Below are 16,884 nucleotides of genomic sequence, written 5' to 3'. Positions count from 1 at the left end.
TTAACGAATGTTCAGAATTTTGGCTACTAAAGAATAAGTGAAGAGAAATTAATCAAGTGACAATAAAAACCCTTCCGCAGAAATTACGGAAGGGTTTTGGCATTTTTTATTTATGGCTTTATAGCTCGTTAAGGATTATTGCTTTTTAAGATACACAACACCCATTGGTGGAATGGTAAGCGCAATAGAATTATCTTTACCATGTGTAGGCAAAGGCTTTGTTCCCACAGGCTCTGTATTACTTACGTTGCTTCCTCCAAATTCTTCGGCATCTGAATTAAAAATTTCCGCCCATGTTCCTTTATCGGGAACTCCAATACGGTAATTCTCGCGGGGTACAGGAGTTAGATTACATACAACCATAATAGCATCTTTTTCTTTCTCTCCTTTTCTCAGAAAGCTAATGATACTGTTCTCATGATCATTTATATCTATCCACTCAAAACCTTCGCTTTCAAAGCTCTTTTCGTAAAGGGCAGGCTCTTGCTTGTATAATCTGTTTAAAGCCTTCAGGGTTTCCTGGATCTGCCTGTTGGGTGCATTATTGGTCTCATGCCAGTCCAGGCTGGAATCGTGATCCCATTCTGTTCTTTGCCCAAATTCAGCACCCATAAAGAGCAATTTTGTCCCTGGGTGTGCATACATATAAGCATACAGGCTTCTTAAATTTGCGAATTTATTCCACTCGTCTCCCGGCATTTTATTCAGAATTGCCTGCTTACCATATACCACCTCGTCATGACTTAACGGTAGCATAAAGTTTTCAGTAAAAGCATAAGTTGTACTGAAGGTAATCGTATTTTGATGATATTTTCTATGGATAGGATCTTCCTGAAAATATTCCAACGTATCGTGCATCCATCCCATCATCCATTTTTGTCCGAAACCGAGGCCGCCCATATAAGTTGGTTTTGAAACCATTGGCCAGGCCGTGGATTCTTCAGCAATAGTTACAATATCCGGAAATTCGCCATAAACAGTTTCATTGAATTCCTTAAGGAAGCTGATTGCTTCAAGATTTTCATTTCCACCGTTCTCATTTGGCTCCCATTCTCCTTCTTTCCTCGAGTAATCCAGGTAAAGCATGGAAGCTACGGCATCTACCCGCAGTCCGTCAACATGAAATTTATCTAGCCAGAAAACGGAATTACTTATTAAAAATGAGCGTACTTCATTTCTTCCGTAGTTAAAAATATAACTCTGCCAGTCTGGATGGAATCCCTTTCTCGGGTCGGCATGTTCATAAAGGAATGTTCCGTCAAAATAATGGAGTCCGTGTAAATCTGAAGGGAAATGCGATGGTACCCAATCTAGGATCACCCCAATTTCCGCCTGGTGCAGCGCATCTATGAGGTGCATAAAATCCTGCGGACTACCAAAGCGGCTGGAAGGTGCAAAATATCCGGTCACCTGATAACCCCAGGAACCAAAGAACGGGTGCTCCATTACAGGCATAAACTCTACGTGCGTAAAGCCCATCTCGTTTAGGTAAGCCGGCAGGTCTTCTGCAAGTTCCCTGTAAGTAAGGGAGCGGTTATCTTCTTCGGGTTTTCTTTTCCAGGAACCCACATGAAGTTCATAAACCGAATAAGGTTTGGCTTTTTGAGCTTCCTTTTTTCGTTTTTTCATCCAGTGACCGTCGTTCCAGGTTCCTTCCAGATCCCAGACTACAGAAGCTGTGTTAGGCGGGGTTTCCCATTTAAAGGCAAAAGGATCCCCTTTTTCTGCTTCGTAGCCGTTATTATGCGAACGGATATAGTATTTATACATGCTTCCGTTCTTTGCTTCCGGAATAAAAGCTTCCCAAATACCAGATTCATCATTTCGGGCCTTCATTGGGTTGGTTTGCCTGTCCCAGCCGTTAAAATCACCAATTACCGAGACTTTTTCGGCGTTCGGAGCCCACACAGCAAAGTAAACTCCCTGCGTTCCCTCGTGTTCCATAAGGTGAGAACCAAATTTTTTGTAAAGGTGATAGTGCTTTCCTTCTCTAAAAAGGTGTACATCATATTCAGAAAGTAAACTGGCTCCCTCTGCCACTTCGCTTTTCTTGGCAGCTTTTTTGGCCGGGCTTTTCCTGGCAGAACCTTTTTTTGCTGTAGTTTTCTTTTTTTCAGCACCCTCTTCGTCATCAGGTAAGAGTGTATCCACAGCTTTGTTTACTGTTTTTTTAACCGTTTTCTTTACCGTTTTTTGATCAGGTAAAATTGCTTTGGCGGTATCTCCCAATGCTTTCCGGGTTTCTTCATCTGGTATAACCTTATCAGCCAGTCCTTTTGCAGTAGAAGTAAAATCCTCTGTTGTTTTTTCTGTGGTTTTCTTCTTATCAGATGTAACAGATTTTCCTGTTTTAGAAGGATCTACTTTTTTTTCTTCGGAATTTTTTTGAGTCACTTTCTTCGCCACACCGGTTTTTTTTGCTGCAGATTTTGCAGTGGTGGTGGCTTTGGGCTTAGCTGCCTTTTTCGCTTCTGTGGTTCCTTTTGAAGACTTTTTAGCAGTAGTTTTTTTCTCTGATGCCGAATTCTCTTCAGGAAAATCCTTCTTTGGCTTCGGAAGCTTTCTTTTAGTAGTTCCCTTTGCCGCGTTTGCCTTTGCCGTTGGTTTTATAGCGGTTTTAGACGCTTTTTTTGTGTCTTCAGAAACCGTTTTTTTCTCGCCAGTCCCTTTAGGGCCTTTTACTTCACCAGATTTTGGCGGGCTTGCAGCGGCTTTCTTCTTAGCACCTGTTACTTTGACTTTATCTGTAGTATCTTTATTTTCTTTCTTTGCCATCGTTATACCTCCCTATTATTGTTTTTATGCCCCTTAAAGGTATTAAAACCCAGTCCGGACGGTTGTTTAGTTCGTAATTCAGTTCGTACACTGCTTTTTCCAGCAGAAATGTATCCATAAGGATCTTAAAATCTTCTTTATCCTCAGGAATAAATTCGTTTTCTCCAACTTTTTCAGAATAACCCTGAAGGAACAGCCTTGTTACATGATAATACCAGGATTCTGCCCACTCTTCAAGATCACCTTCCCGGCGCTGTTGATCAAACTCGGGTTCCATAATACTGCTGTAGGCCGCATAATGAAAGGACCTAACCATTCCTGCAACATCCCGTAGCGCAGATCTCTTTAATCGTCTTTCACTAAATGCCCTTGCCGGTTCTCCTTCAAAATCGATGATTATAAAATCTTTTCCTGTCCATAAGACCTGTCCAAGGTGGTAATCGCCATGAGCCCTGATTTTCATCGTTGGAATCTTGTGATCAAAGACTCTTTTAAAGCAATTGAGAACTTCAGTTTTCATGTCCAGAACTTCCTTAGCTTCATTTTTAACTTCCTCCGGAAGATTCTTTAGACTCTTCTGAAGGTTCTGAAAGCTGTTCCTGGTCAATGATTGTAACGAAGAGAAAAGTGATCGCTGGTAATGCAGCGAAAAAGCTTCGTGCTCAAAATCCTGTACTTCGGGATGTGCGGCAAGTGCCCTATGCATCTCTGCAGTGCGCTGGCCGAGTAAAGAAATTCGCTCTGGGAAGATTGCTCCCATTAATTTCTTCATATCATCAGAAATCTCGGTGTAATTTAAAGGGGTAAGCAGTAAATCAGACTCTTTTGGAGTCAGTTTTACCTCTTTGGACCTCGTCATCACATTTTCAAAATATCGGTTGATCGAATCTTTTGTATAATCCCACGCATCCCCCTGGTTGGGTACCAGGTCCTGCATCATCCCAAGTACAATAATGTTTCTTGCACCAGTCTTGTATTCTATTGCGCCAACAAACTTTGGAGAGTTCTTGAAATCTGTCTTTTCAGAAAGATAGCGCGTGATCTCCAGATCCGGATTAATGGTATTGTCGAGTTTCCTGTACAATTTCAGAAAATACTTGTTGTCGTAGATAAGTGAAGTGTTACTTTGTTCCGCATTTAGGATTTTGGAATGTAATTCTTCAGAATTTATTACCACATCCTCGTCTCCATGATAAAAATCAAGGCTGCCTTTACCGCTGGACAACTTTTTATTTTTCTGAATATTCCTGAAGATTGTATTTCTAAATTCTTCATTATAGACGGCATCAAAAAGAATTCCTTCTTCTTTTCCTACGGTAAGCCTTGTAATTACCCCTTTTTCTGGAATATCACGTATATCCTCTTCGTTATGGTAAGGAACAAATGCGAGCGGTAACTGATAAACTTCCGGCAAGCCGTCGTTATAATTTATTTCTATAGTCACCAAAGTGGCCGGTAAATCCTTCACCGGAATTTCTATCTTATTGATAATTGCAATATTCTGGATCACTCTTGACTTACCGCCGAACCATCTGCAAGAATTCAGGTAAGAAGGTAGCACTTTGTTTTCCAGCCTGCTCTGGGTTTTCCGTTCCAGTAATTCCGGCCATTCCTTTACCTTCAGGGCAGGAATATCGGCTTTTTCAGAACGTTCCTTGTCCTTTTCCAGCACAAACCAGTAATAGCCGTGAGGCCCCATTGTAAATAAATAAGGATCTTCAGATACTTTCGGGAATTTGTTATGGCTAAATACCTCGATTGGTGTGTAACCTTCATAGCCTTCCAATTCTAATTCCGCAGCTTGTGGAAAACGTGAAAGATTTCCGAGGACAAGAATATCTTCTTCTTCATAAGTACGGGTATAGGCTATTATTTTTGCGTTGGAAGGCGAAAGGAATTTAATATCACCACGCCCAAAGGCTTTAAAGCGTTTCCTCATGCCAATAATCCGCTTCATCCACCATAAAAGGGAAGAGGAATTTAATTGTTGAGCCTCTACATTAACGGCTTCATATTTATATTCAGGATCAATGATTACCGGCAGGTATAATTTATGTGGATTGGCCGTTGAAAAACCTGCATTTCTATCTGCGGTCCACTGCATTGGCGTTCTTACACCATCACGGTCCCCTAAATAGAAGTTATCGCCCATTCCAATTTCGTCTCCGTAATATATTACAGGCGTTCCCGGAAGAGAGAATAAAAGCACATTCATCAGCTCAATTTTGTTGCGGTTGTTTTCAAGTAAAGGAGCGAGCCTGTGTCGTATTCCCACATTTATCTTGGCCTGTGGATCTTTTGTATAAACCTTGTACATATAATCCCTTTCCTCGTCGGTCACCATCTCCAGGGTGAGCTCATCATGATTTCTGAGGAAGATTGCCCATTGGCAGGATTCCGGGATATCTGGTGTCTGGTCAATAATGTCAATTATCGGGTACCTGTCTTCCATTTTTACCGCCATAAACATGCGCGGCATAATAGGAAAGTGGTAGTTCATATGACATTCGTCCCCATCACCAAAATAAGCTGCGGAATCTTCCGGCCACATGTTTGCTTCAGCGAGTAGTAATTTGTTGTCGTAATTTTTATCGATATGTGCCCTTAGCTTTTTCAGAAAAACATGAGTTTCATCAAGATTCTCGCAATTTGTATTTTCCCTTTCAAAAAGATAGGGGACAGCGTCTAATCTAAACCCGTCGACTCCCATTTTGCACCAGTAATCCATAACTTTTAAAACTTCGTCCTGAACTTCAGGATTATCGAAGTTTAAATCTGGCTGGTGAGAAAAGAACCTGTGCCAGAAATAAGATTTTGCCACGGGATCCCAGGTCCAGTTAGAAGGTTCGGTATCAGTAAAAATTATACGGGCATCTTTATATTTATTTGGATCATCACTCCACACGTAGTAATCCCGGTATTTTGATCCTTCAGGAGCTTTTCTAGCCCTTTGGAACCACGGGTGTTGATCTGAAGTGTGGTTAATTACAAGTTCGGTTATGATCTTAAGTCCACGTTTATGTGCCTCCTTAATAAGCTTTTTAAAGACTTTTACATCTCCAAAAGAAGGGTTAATATTATAATAATCTGCAATATCGTAGCCATCATCTTTTAATGGGGAAGGGTAAAACGGTAACAGCCAAATTGCCGTTACACCAAGGTCTTCCAGGTAATCGAGTTTCTTTAGGAGACCTTCAAAATCACCAATTCCGTCACCATTGCTGTCAAAAAAGGCTTTAATATGTAATTCATAAATCACGGCATCTTTGTACCAATGCACGTTGTCGTCTATATTTGTTGGGTTGATCATAAATCTTTAAGTTTTTATCTTTCTGTTACAGCTTCTACACGTAAAATATGTGCAGGCAATGCCTGAGGATGAAGTTCTACATAATTCCATTCATTTTGCCAGATATACCTCGAGCCGGTAAGTAAATCATTTACGGCAAAAGGTTCATGCCCCTTGATTTCCAGTTCGTTTAGTGGCACTTTTACCCAGCCAGATTGGGTATGATCCGGGTTAAGATTAACCACAATTATCAACTTATTTCCGGTTTGTTTGTCAATCTTGGTATAGCAGATGATCTGGTCATTATCAGTTTCTGCAAACGCTATGTTGTAGGTGGTTTGCAGTGCCGAATTTTCATTTCTGATACTGTTTAACTGGCTTATTACTTCTTTAATTCTTGTAGGGCGGTACCAGTCCCAATTTTTAACCTCATATTTTTCTGAACGCGTATATTCCTCTTTTCCGGGATAGGCTTCATTTTCTCCAAACTCGAATAACGGACCATAAATTCCGTAATTTGAAGACAATGTTGAAGCGAGAATTATCCTAATCAGGAAAGAAGCTTCGTTCTTATCCTCAAGCGATTCTGGTAATATATCGGGCGTATTAGGCCAGAAATTCGGTCTAAAATATTCCCGCAATTCTGTTTTTGTAAGCTCAGTCAGGTATTCTTCAAATTCCTCTTTTGTATTTCTCCAGGTAAAGTAGGTGTAGGATTGGGTGAAACCGACTTTTCCCAGTTCTTCCATTACACGTGGGCGGGTAAATGCTTCTGCAAGAAAGATAATATCTTGGTGTTTTTTATCAATTTCTTTGATTAACCATTCCCAGAAAATAAAAGATTTTGTGTGAGGATTATCTACCCGAAAGATCTTAACTCCCTTATCTATCCAGTATTCTACCACACTTCTTAATTCTTCCCAGAGATTTTCCCAGTCTTCCGTTTCAAAGTTTACAGGTAAAACATCCTGATATTTTTTCGGAGGGTTTTCTGCATATTGTACTGTACCATCTGGTCGCCATTTAAACCATTGTGGATGTTCCTTTACATAAGGATGATCTGGGCTGCACTGGATGGCAAAGTCTATTGCCACTTCAATTCCGTGGCTTTCGGCTTTCTTTACAAATGAAGTAAAATCTTCCAGTGTTCCCAGTTCCGGATGAATGGCTTTATGGCCGCCTTCTTCAGAACCTATAGCCCAGGGCGAACCGGGCTCTCCCGGTTTTGCTTCCGTAGCATTGTTAATTCCTTTTCTATGGCTTTTGCCAATAGGATGGATAGGAGGCAGGTAAATTACATCAAAACCCATGTTTGCAATCTCGGGAAGTATTCTTTCAGAACTTTTAAAAGTACCGTGTTCCCCGTGATTTTCGGCAGTAGATCTTGGAAAGAATTCATACCAGGCACTAAAAAGTGCTCGTTTTCTTTCTACCCGGGCTTTAAGTATTTTGTGGTACTGCGTCGCCCTTTCCCGGTTCCTTGCCTGGTACATCACCTGTTTTACCGAATCTTCAAAAACCTTAGAAATAGCTTCGGCTTCTTTTTCTTCGTCTCTAATAAGTTTTATCCAGTTGCGTAACTGCTTCTTCTGGGCTGCAGGGACGCTCTCTAATGCGTCTTCCATCAATTCAGCACCTATCAGCAGTTCGGTTTTTACATTCTGCTTATCTTCAATTTTCTTCTTTAAGCCATACTTCCAGGTAGAAAAGTGGTCTATCCAACCTTCAATGGTGTATTCGTAAGTTCCTAATTCAGAACCCTCAAAAGCGGCAGACCAATGGTCGTTACCTTCAAAGATCATAGGTAACTCCTCCCATTTTTTATCTTTACCACGACCACTTTTGGCTTTTCGGTAAAGAAGCACGGCATCTACTTTATCATGTCCGTCCCCAAAAATATCAGCTTCAACTTCAATTTTTTCACTAATTATTCTTTTTACAGGATATTTGCCACACTCAATTTGCGGGGATACATTTTGAATACTTACTCTTTTTTGCCCTTCCAATTCCATCAATTTCTATTTTTTTAAAGCTTCATAACGCCTTATGAAGTATGAATTTTTCAATTAAAACTCTTTTAAAGGTAAATAAGCATGTTAAAACGGCTAGTTAAATAATTATTAAACATCAATAATTATAATTTATCATTACTAGCTTTGGTTAGTTTGAAATTATGATTAGACTTAAAAGTTATGCAGAAAAAAGTAGGAGCACAATATGTAAAGGACGATAATTGTCAATTTAGAGTATGGGCGCCTTCTGCCGAAAAAGTTGAAGTGGTTTTAAAAGATAAAAAGGATCCGGTTCAGCTTGAAAGTGAGAAAAAAGGGTATTGGAGTAAGGAAGTAAATGGCGTACCTGCCGGCAGTTATTATAAATTTCGGTTGAATGGTGAAAAAGAACTTCCAGATCCTGCTTCAAAATTTCAGCCGGAAGGAGTTCACAGCTGGTCTCAGGTGATAAATCCGGAAGATTATCAATGGAAAGACGGGGAATGGAAAGGTTTGCCAATGTCGAAGATGATTATCTACGAACTTCATGTTGGTACTTTTACAAAAGAAGGGACTTTTGCTGCGATTGAAGAAAAATTGGATTATTTACTGGAGCTGGGGATCACGGCTATAGAAATCATGCCAATTTCCGCATTTCCGGGAAACCGTAACTGGGGGTATGACGGCGTTTATCCTTATGCAACGCAGGAAAGCTATGGAAAAGTAAATGCACTCAAAAAACTTATAGATTCCTGTCATCAAAAAGGAATTGCAGTAATCTTGGATGCTGTTTATAATCATATGGGTCCGGAAGGAAATTATTTAGCCGAATTTGGTCCTTACTTTACAGATAAATATACAACGCCTTGGGGCAAGGCCATTAATTTTGATGACCGGCATTCCGATAACGTACGTAATTTATTTTTGCAGAGTGCTTTAATGTGGTTAAAAGAATTTAATTTTGATGGTTTACGTCTGGACGCCATTCACGAAATTATAGATCGTGGTGCAAAGCATCTTCTCAAGGAATTAAGCGAAGAGGTAGATGTACTTGAAGAAGAAACCGGACGTAAATATGTCTTGATCGCCGAAAGTGATCTCAACGATACGAAGATAATTAACGATTATAAAAAAGGTGGATTCGGCCTGGAAGCACAATGGGTGGATGATTTTCACCATTCTTTGCACACATTAATTACCGGTGAGAATGAAGGCTACTATAAAGACTACGGAAAAATGGTAAATCTTGGCAAATCCCTGGAACAGGCATTTGTATATGATGGTATTTATTCCAATTTTAGAAAAAGAACTATAGGAAACAGCCCGAAAGGGCTTCCTTCTTCAAAATTTGTGGTTTGTATTCAAAATCACGACCAGGTTGGGAACAGAATGCTTGGGGATCGCCTGTCGCAATTGGTTTCTTTTGAAAAACTGAAGCTTGCAGCAGGGGTAATGCTCACTTCTTCTTTTGTCCCCATGCTTTTTATGGGAGAAGAGTTTGCTGAAGATCAGGTTTTCCAATATTTCGTGAGTCATGGAGATCCGGAGCTGGTAAAAGCAGTTCAGCAAGGAAGAAAAAGGGAATTTGAATACTTTAACCAGCATGGCGGTGAGTTTCCCGATCCACAATCTGAAGAAACTTTTAACAATTCCAAGCTTAATTGGGACTTTAAGAAAGAGGCCTCTAAAATGGCAATTTTCGACTATTATAAAGAACTGATAAGGCTGCGGAAAGAAGGCGCCTTTCAAGCGTTTTATAATGAGGAAAAGAGTAGCGAAGCAGATGAAGAAAACATGACTTTAAGACTCTCTGCCGGCGAGCTTACCGCATTATACAACTTTAGTGAAAACAAACAAAAATTTACTCTTCCGGCAGGTGACCATAAAGTGATTTTTGCTTCCGCAAATAAGAAGTGGAGGGGACCGGAATATACGCCAGATACTGTTTCTGGTGCTGTTAATCTTCCTCCGGAATCATTAATTATTTGCAAAAGTTAGCAAAGCAGGCTCCACATAAATAAATTATAATTATCTTCTTGAACTTCTCTGAAGCAAAATTTTCAATGTCTGAAAATTAGTTGATGTAGAATTTACACAATAATTTAAAAAAAATATGAACGAAAAATATATTTGTATCCACGGACATTTTTACCAACCGCCACGGGAAAATCCATGGCTGAACAAAGTAGAAATTCAGGATTCCGCCTATCCTTACCACGACTGGAACCACAGGATTAATGCCGAATGTTATATACGAAATGCCTCTTCGAGAATTCTTGATTCCGAAGGAAAAATCGTGGACATAATGAATAATTATGCCTGGATGAGTTTTAATATCGGGCCTACCTTACTGGCCTGGATGGAACATGAAGCTCCAGAAACTTACGAAGGTATTTTACAGGCAGACAAGGAAAGCCAGGAGCGTTTTTCTGGTCATGGTGCAGCATTGGCTCAGGCTTATAATCATCTTATTATGCCTCTGGCCAACCAAAAAGATAAAGAGACTCAGGTAATCTGGGGAATAGAGGATTTTAAATCCAGGTTCGGCAGGCATCCCGAGGGGATGTGGCTTGGAGAAACTGCTGCAAATACAGAAACGCTGGAAGTCCTGGCAGAGCATGATATTAAATTCACCATTCTTTCTCCTTACCAGGCTAAAAGGATGAGAAAGATTGGTGATAAAGAATGGGAGGATGCCACAGATGCAAAAGTAGATCCCCGCAGAGCCTATGTATGCAACTTACCTTCCGGAAAAACAATCAACCTATTCTTTTACGATGGGCCGGCTTCTCAAGGTGTTGCTTTTGAAGGCCTCCTGGATGACGGTGAACGCTTTGCAAACAGGCTGAAAGGACAATTTTCAGAAACAGAAAATGTACAGCTGGTAAATATTGCTACAGATGGCGAAAGTTATGGACACCACCACAAACTTGGCGAAATGGCGCTGTCTTACTGCCTGGAACATATAGAAGAAAATGAGGATGCGAAGCTTACCATTTATGGTGAATTCCTTGAGAAATTTCCTCCTCAACACGAAGTGGAAATCATAGAAGATACTTCCTGGAGCTGTTATCACGGTGTGGAAAGGTGGCGAAGTGACTGCGGTTGTAATACCGGTGGCAATGGAGACTGGAACCAGAAATGGCGTGGTCCTTTGCGTGACAGTTTCGACTGGGTTAGAGAAGAGCTTATTACCCTCTATGAAAAGGAGATGAAAAATTATACTGAAGAACCATGGAATGTAAGAAACCGTTACGTACAGGTTGTTCTGGATAGGAGCAAAAAAAATGTGGAAGCATTTTTAGAAGAACAATTTGGAGCAGAGTTAAAAGAGGAAGAAAAAATAAAGCTGCTTAAGCTCCTCGAAATGCAATATCATACGATGTTGATGTACACCAGTTGCGGATGGTTTTTTGATGAAGTAACGGGTATAGAATCTATGCAGGATATTTTCTATGCCACCCGCGCAATACAACTTGCAGAAGAAATAAGCGGCAGGAACTATGAAGCAACTTTCGAGAAGTACCTGGATAAAATCCCGAGTAACATGCCGGAATTTGATTCAGCGCTTGGAGCTTACAACAAGTATGTGAAACCGATGGCTCTGGATATGATTCGTATTGGGGCGCATTACGCGGTATCTTCTCTGTTCGAAGAATTTCCTGAAGAAGTTAGCCTCTATAACTTTAGCGCTACCACAAAAGCTAATTATTTTTATGAAGCCGGTAAACAGAAGTTGGTTATAGGTCGTACCGAATTTCGATCAGATATTACCTGGGAAAAAGTAGATATTTCTTACGCAGTACTGCACATGGGAGATCATCATTTGTTTGGTGGTGTTCGTGAGTATATAGGCACAGAGGCCCTAGAAGATCTTCATAAAAATGTTGCTGAATTCTTTAAAAAAGGGAATGTTTATGAAATTTTCAATATGATGGATACCTACTTCGGAAATCATAATTACTCTTTCTGGCACCTCTTTAGGGATGAGCAGCAGAGTATAATGGAGTTGGTAATGGAAAATACGTTAAAGAGTGCAGAGGGTGCGATGCAACAGGTTTATGATAACAGTTATCCGTTGCTGCAAACCTTTAAAGAAATCCATATGAAGGTGCCAAACAGGCTTAAACTTCCGGCAGAACTCGCAGTAAATACAAAGCTGGTAAACGAATTGAAAAATGATAATTTCAACCTAAAGAATTTTAAAAGCCTTCTCAATTCGGCTAAATCAATTGGTGTGAACCTGGACGTAGTAACGTTGAGTTTCCTCGGTGATATTCAACTTAATTCTTTAATGAGAAAATTAAAGAAAAATCCAGATGATATTCAATTGCTCAACTGTATAAATGAATTTGTAGAAACCCTGGATGAGAGTACGTTAGAACCTGAAAAATGGGAAGCACAGAATGTTATTTTTGCAATGCGTGAGGAAGAAATTGAACGTATAGAAAAGAATGCTGAAAAATCTCACGATGGAAACGGCGATAAATGGATGGAATCCCTTAACAGGCTCACAGAAAATCTGAACCTTGTAAACAAATGAGAGTACCGGCATCTACATACAGACTTCAAATGTCTCCGGATTTCACGTTTGACGATCTCGAGAAAATAACAGATTATCTTGAAAACCTGGGAGTTTCTACTATTTATTCCGCACCCTTTTTCAAGGCAAGGACCGGCAGTACCCATGGATACGATGTGACCGATCCTTTGACGCTTAACCCCGCTATTGGTAACTTAAAGCAGTTTAAGAGGTTAAGTGAAGATCTAAAGCAACGAAAAATGGATTGGCTTCAGGATATTGTTCCAAACCACATGGCTTACGATAGTAGTAATCCCTGGTTGCGCGATATTACTGAACATGGTACGGACTCAAGATTTTACAATTTTTTTGATATCAACTGGGACTACAAAGGATGGGGTAAGGTAATGACGCCATTTTTGGGTGATTTCTTTAATGAGGTAATCAAGAATAAGGAATTGAAGCTGAAATATGATGAATCTGGTTTTTCAGTAAATTATTATGAGCATGGTTATCCTGCTTCAGTTAGATCTTACAAGTATGTTTTAGCTGAAATAAATTCTGAAAAAGCAGATAATTTGAAAAATTTCTCCGGAAATGCAGAAGAATGGGAAGATACTAAAATTTCGTTTTTCAGGGAAGTAAAAGAAGATGCCGATCTAAAGAAAAAGATTGCTGAAGCTGTTGAAAACATCAACAATTCTGAAGAGAAAATGCAACAGGTGATGGAGTTGCAATACTTTAAGCCAGTGCACTGGAAAACCACTGAGAATGAGATAAATTACCGTCGTTTTTTTACAATTAACGATCTTATTTGTTTGAGCATGGAAGATGCTGAGGTTTTTAAAACCTACCATCATTTTATCAAAGAACTTTGCGAAGCCGGAATGATCAATGGTTTAAGAATAGACCACATCGACGGTCTTTTTGATCCTGAAGGTTACACTAAAAAGCTTCGGAAACTTGTAGGAGAAGACTTCTATATAGTAGTTGAAAAAATTCTTGAAGCTCATGAAGAACTTCCGACTCATTGGCCGGTGCAGGGAACAAGCGGATATGAATTCTTGGCGCAAATCAATCACCTGTTCACAAATCCTGAGAGTAAATCTGTTTTTACTGAAAAATATAAAAAGTTGGTATCTGATCTTCCGGAATATGAAGAACTGGTCTACCAGAAAAAGCTTTTTATCCTTAAAGAAAGAATGGGAGGAGAGCTTCATAATTTACTGGAGTATCTCAGGACTAAAAATCTTTTGCCGGAAGGAAAACAGCAGGACGATAATTGGCAAAAATCGCTATGCGCTTTGCTGGCCGCTTTCCCTGTTTACAGAATTTATCCCGAAGGTTTTCCGCTGAAAGATTCTGAGGTAGAAACGTTAAAAATAGCCTACAATTGGGCGCTGGAGCACGCAAAAGAGGCTAAGAATGAGCTGGATTACTTAAAATCACTTTTTTTAGGCGAAATTGAAGATAAAAAAGAGGAATCTTTCTATTTTCTTCAGCGGTGCCAGCAATTTAGTGGTCCGCTGGCTGCAAAAGGAGTAGAAGATACCAGTTTTTACATCTATAACAGGCTTATTTTGCACAATGAGGTAGGGGATTCTCCTGAAAACTTCGGAATTTCAACAGAGGATTTTCATAATAAAATGTTTCAGAAGCAAAAGACTTTTCCTCATACTTTAAATGCAACGGCTACCCACGACACCAAAAGGGGAGAAGATGCGAGAATGCGACTGAGTGTTCTAAGTGAATTTCCGCAGGAATGGTTTCAGAAAGTGCAGGATTGGAGCGGCATAAATGACAAAATCAGAAAAAACGACAAGGCTCCAGATAAAAACGAAGAATATTTTATCTATCAGGCTATAATCGGGGCTTTACCATTCAAAGATTTTGATGAAGAGGAATTTTTGCAGCGCACTAAGGATTATTTGCAAAAAGTAATGCGCGAGGCAAAAGTAAATTCAAACTGGTCACAGCCGGATGAGCAACATGAAAATGCAGTCTTTAAATTTATTGAAGATATTTTCAATAATGAAGAATTCCGGAATTCTTTTGATCCTTTTTGGGAAAAAATTGCACTGCTGGGTGCAGTAAAATCTTATTCACAGGTCCTTATTAAAAATACAGTTCCCGGCGTTCCAGATACTTACCAGGGAACCGAACTTTGGGATTTGAGCTATGTAGATCCCGATAACAGAAGACCCGTAGATTATGAAATGCGAAAAGAAATTCTTTCGGAATTTACTTCTCTTAAAGAAGAAAACCTGAAAGATTACTTGCAAAACCTGAAAAAAGAATTCAGTAGTGGAAAATTGAAATTTTATTGTCTGCACAAAGTGCTGTTGGCAAGAAAGGAATATAAAGAAGTCTTTGAAAAGGGAGAATATCAGCCTCTTTTAATTTCAGGTGCTTTAGAAGGTAAGATAATCGCCTTTGCCCGTAGTTATAACGATACTACAATTATTACCATTGCCCCTGTTCAGGTGAAAGATCTTTTAAAGGAGAAGCAAATTAACTTTGATGAGTCTATGCTTCAGGATTCTTTTCTCAAACTTCCGAAAGATGGAAACTGGAAGAATGTATTCTCTGGAAAAGTACTGGAAAACCGGGAGAAGATTGAGCTAAAGGAAATTTTTCGGAACCTTCCGGTGGCACTTTTAATCAATAAAAAGTAACTATGGAATTAACCAGAAGTAGCGGAATTCTGCTACATATAACTTCTTTACCTTCTAAATACGGTATTGGGGATTTAGGAACTTCTGCTTATAAATTTGTCGATTTTCTTAAAGCCTCGGGACATAAATACTGGCAATTATTGCCACTTAATCCTACCCCTGCCACGTTCCATCATTCCCCTTACAGCAGTTATTCGGCTTTTGCGGGCAATCCGTTGTTGGTTAGTCCGGAGTTACTGGAGAAAAAAAACCTGGTTGATTTAAAGAAGTTTTCGCTTCCGAAAAAAATTTCTGAAGAGAAAGTAAATTTTGAACCTGTAGAAGCGTACAAGAACGATTTGCTTAATTCTGCATATTTGAACTTTACAAAGCGGAAATCAGATTTTCCAGATTTTAAAAACTTCTGTAAAAATCATTCTGCGTGGCTGAATGATTTTGCACTTTATAAGTCACTGTCCAATAAATATGAAACAGACTGGCTGGAATGGCCGGAGGAATTACGAGACAGAAAACCTGCAGCATTAAAAAAGGCAGAAAAAGAGCTTTCAGAAGAACTTGAAAAAGAAAAATTCATCCAGTTTCTATTCTTTAAGCAATGGGAGGATCTCACCAATTATGCACATAAAAATGATGTGCAGTTTATTGGAGATATTCCGTTTTATGTGAATCATGAAAGTGCAGATTGCTGGGCCAATACTGATTATTTTAAACTGGATGAGGACAAAAAGCCAACGCACGTTTCTGGAGTGCCGCCAGATTATTTTAGTGAAACAGGACAGCTGTGGGGAACCCCCGTTTTTGAATGGAAAACGCTTAAAAAAAACAAATATGATTGGTGGGTTAACCGGATAAAGCAAAATCTTTTGTTATTTGACCTGGTAAGAATAGATCATTTTCGGGCTTTTGCGGCTTACTGGCAGGTGCCTGCAGGAGAAGAAACCGCAATAAACGGAAAGTGGGTAAAATCCCCCGGTATTGAATTCTTTAAAATTATTCAGAAGGAAATTCCGGAAATGCCATTTATTGCTGAAGATCTCGGCCTGCTGGATGAACCGGTTTATGACTTACTGGAAAAATTTAATTTCCCCGGAATGAACGTGCTACAGTTTGCCTTTGGCGAAGAAAAAGCAGAAAATCCCTATTTACCTTTTAACCATAAATCCCACAGCATTGCCTATACAGGAACTCATGACAATAATACCACCAGAGGCTGGTTTAAAGCTGCAGACAAGGTTACCAGGCGACATTTACAAAAATATGCAGATAAGCGGGTGACTGAGAGAAATGTTCATGAAATCTTGCACAGGATTGTGCTGAGATCTGTAGCGAAAATTGCCATTTTTCCGCTTCAGGATATAATCGGGCTGGGAGAAGAAGCTATAATGAATACCCCCGGGAGCATTGAGGGAAATTGGACCTGGCGTGTCAAAGAAGATGAAATTCCGGTAGAAGCAGCAAAAGATTTGCGGGAGCAAAATGTTATCTTCGGAAGGTTTAAAGAACCAAAGCCTGTAAAGAAATCGGTGGATAATAAGAAAAAATAAAAGCAGCAGGAACTATAAGTTTGCAACGGTGAAGTACGGTCAGGAAATGAGATTGACTATAAAGTTCACCAGATGTTGACTGACTGGT

Annotated in this window: 7 protein-coding genes; 4 read left to right on the top strand and 3 right to left on the bottom strand. The window is 39.7% G+C overall.

All coding sequences use genetic code 11. The annotated features are described in order from the left end of the window. Positions 1–135: 135 nt before the first annotated feature. Genes glgB through RM529_RS12335 form a run of 3 tightly spaced genes read right to left on the bottom strand, consistent with a single transcriptional unit; the run spans position 136 to position 8,076 of the window. Positions 136–2,775, bottom strand: a complete 2,640-nt coding sequence (gene glgB, locus RM529_RS12345; RefSeq protein WP_311485084.1) for a 1,4-alpha-glucan branching protein GlgB — start codon at positions 2,773–2,775, stop codon at positions 136–138. Beyond that, on the bottom strand, positions 2,756–6,085 hold the full coding sequence (gene treS / locus RM529_RS12340; RefSeq protein WP_311485083.1) for a maltose alpha-D-glucosyltransferase: 3,330 nt from the start codon (positions 6,083–6,085) through the stop codon (positions 2,756–2,758). Before treS ends, glgB begins: the two co-directional genes overlap by 20 nt. A gap of 14 nt (positions 6,086–6,099) precedes the next feature. Then, positions 6,100–8,076 (bottom strand): alpha-1,4-glucan--maltose-1-phosphate maltosyltransferase, encoded by a 1,977-nt coding sequence (locus RM529_RS12335; protein WP_311485085.1) that lies wholly within the window; start codon positions 8,074–8,076, stop codon positions 6,100–6,102. A gap of 180 nt (positions 8,077–8,256) precedes the next feature. Here RM529_RS12335 and treZ point away from each other — a divergent pair, with 180 nt between their 5' ends. The 4 genes from treZ (at position 8,257) to malQ (ending at position 16,796) form a co-directional block, all read left to right on the top strand. Next, entirely contained in the window at positions 8,257–10,053 is a 1,797-nt protein-coding gene (gene treZ / locus RM529_RS12330; RefSeq protein WP_311485082.1) for a malto-oligosyltrehalose trehalohydrolase, read from the top strand. A gap of 115 nt (positions 10,054–10,168) precedes the next feature. After that, positions 10,169–12,598 (top strand): DUF3536 domain-containing protein, encoded by a 2,430-nt coding sequence (locus RM529_RS12325; protein WP_311485081.1) that lies wholly within the window; start codon positions 10,169–10,171, stop codon positions 12,596–12,598. Next, positions 12,595–15,252 (top strand): malto-oligosyltrehalose synthase, encoded by a 2,658-nt coding sequence (gene treY / locus RM529_RS12320; protein ID WP_311485080.1) that lies wholly within the window; start codon positions 12,595–12,597, stop codon positions 15,250–15,252. Before RM529_RS12325 ends, treY begins: the two co-directional genes overlap by 4 nt. A gap of 2 nt (positions 15,253–15,254) precedes the next feature. Further along, positions 15,255–16,796: a 4-alpha-glucanotransferase gene (gene malQ, locus RM529_RS12315; RefSeq protein ID WP_311485079.1), complete on the top strand. Its 1,542-nt coding sequence runs from the start codon at positions 15,255–15,257 to the stop codon at positions 16,794–16,796. The last annotated feature ends 88 nt before the right edge of the window (positions 16,797–16,884 follow it).

Source organism: Autumnicola edwardsiae, assembly GCF_031846505.1.
Classification (GTDB): domain Bacteria; phylum Bacteroidota; class Bacteroidia; order Flavobacteriales; family Flavobacteriaceae; genus Autumnicola; species Autumnicola edwardsiae.
This window is presented reverse-complemented; position numbering and strand designations above follow the sequence as displayed.

Excerpts from the sequence above, each read along its gene's own strand:
- glgB (WP_311485084.1), bottom strand. The coding sequence starts at position 2,775 with ATGGCAAAGAAAGAAAATAAAGATACTACAGATAAAGTCAAAGTAACA.
- treS (WP_311485083.1), bottom strand. The coding sequence starts at position 6,085 with ATGATCAACCCAACAAATATAGACGACAACGTGCATTGGTACAAAGAT.
- RM529_RS12335 (WP_311485085.1), bottom strand. The coding sequence starts at position 8,076 with ATGGAATTGGAAGGGCAAAAAAGAGTAAGTATTCAAAATGTATCCCCG.
- treZ (WP_311485082.1), top strand. The coding sequence starts at position 8,257 with ATGCAGAAAAAAGTAGGAGCACAATATGTAAAGGACGATAATTGTCAA.
- RM529_RS12325 (WP_311485081.1), top strand. The coding sequence starts at position 10,169 with ATGAACGAAAAATATATTTGTATCCACGGACATTTTTACCAACCGCCA.
- treY (WP_311485080.1), top strand. The coding sequence starts at position 12,595 with ATGAGAGTACCGGCATCTACATACAGACTTCAAATGTCTCCGGATTTC.
- malQ (WP_311485079.1), top strand. The coding sequence starts at position 15,255 with ATGGAATTAACCAGAAGTAGCGGAATTCTGCTACATATAACTTCTTTA.